Source organism: Vibrio sp. S457-15, from assembly GCF_000960545.1.
Lineage (GTDB): Bacteria > Pseudomonadota > Gammaproteobacteria > Enterobacterales > Vibrionaceae > Vibrio > Vibrio parahaemolyticus.
In genome coordinates, this window is record NZ_JYOQ01000050.1 from 1 (window position 1) to 513 (window position 513).

A 513-nucleotide genomic window follows, 5' to 3' on the forward strand; every position below is an offset into this window, starting at 1 on the left:
ACTGAAATCTAATTATTTCCGGTTCATCCGGAAAATCGATACCTGAATGGCTTTTCTGATACCATATCGCCAAAAATAACCAGTTAATGTCAACTTCACTTCTTTACCATCGCTTTGGAATACGCGGCCCTTTCCATTATTGCTCTACAGAGTTTGATGGTTACGCGACCATCTTTCACGTAGCACACAATCCTCATATTAAATGTCCATCATGTCGTAGTCGTGATGTCATAAAAAAAAGGAGGTAAGGTTCGCCGTTTCATCGCTACGCCAATCGGCACTAGCCCCTGTTACATCCAGATAGCAAACCAGCGGATTGAATGCCGAGCTTGTAATACACTCGGGTATTTGCCGCTTAACTTTGTTCCTCGTCCCAAAGTGCGTTACACAATGGGCTTTGAACAGTATGTCCTCTCGCTGTCAGCATTGAACGTCAGCATCAATGCCATTGCCAAGCTATGTGGTGTCTGTTGGGATACAGTGAAAGATATTCAGAAGGATTTCTGGCTAAAG

The 513-nt window shown here is 43.7% G+C and carries 1 protein-coding gene; it reads left to right on the plus strand.

Translation table 11 applies throughout. The features are described 5' to 3' along the window. Nucleotides 1–378: 378 nt before the first annotated feature. A partial coding sequence (locus UF05_RS26815; RefSeq protein ID WP_197065573.1) for a transposase family protein occupies nucleotides 379–513 on the plus strand: 135 nt, incomplete at its 3' end.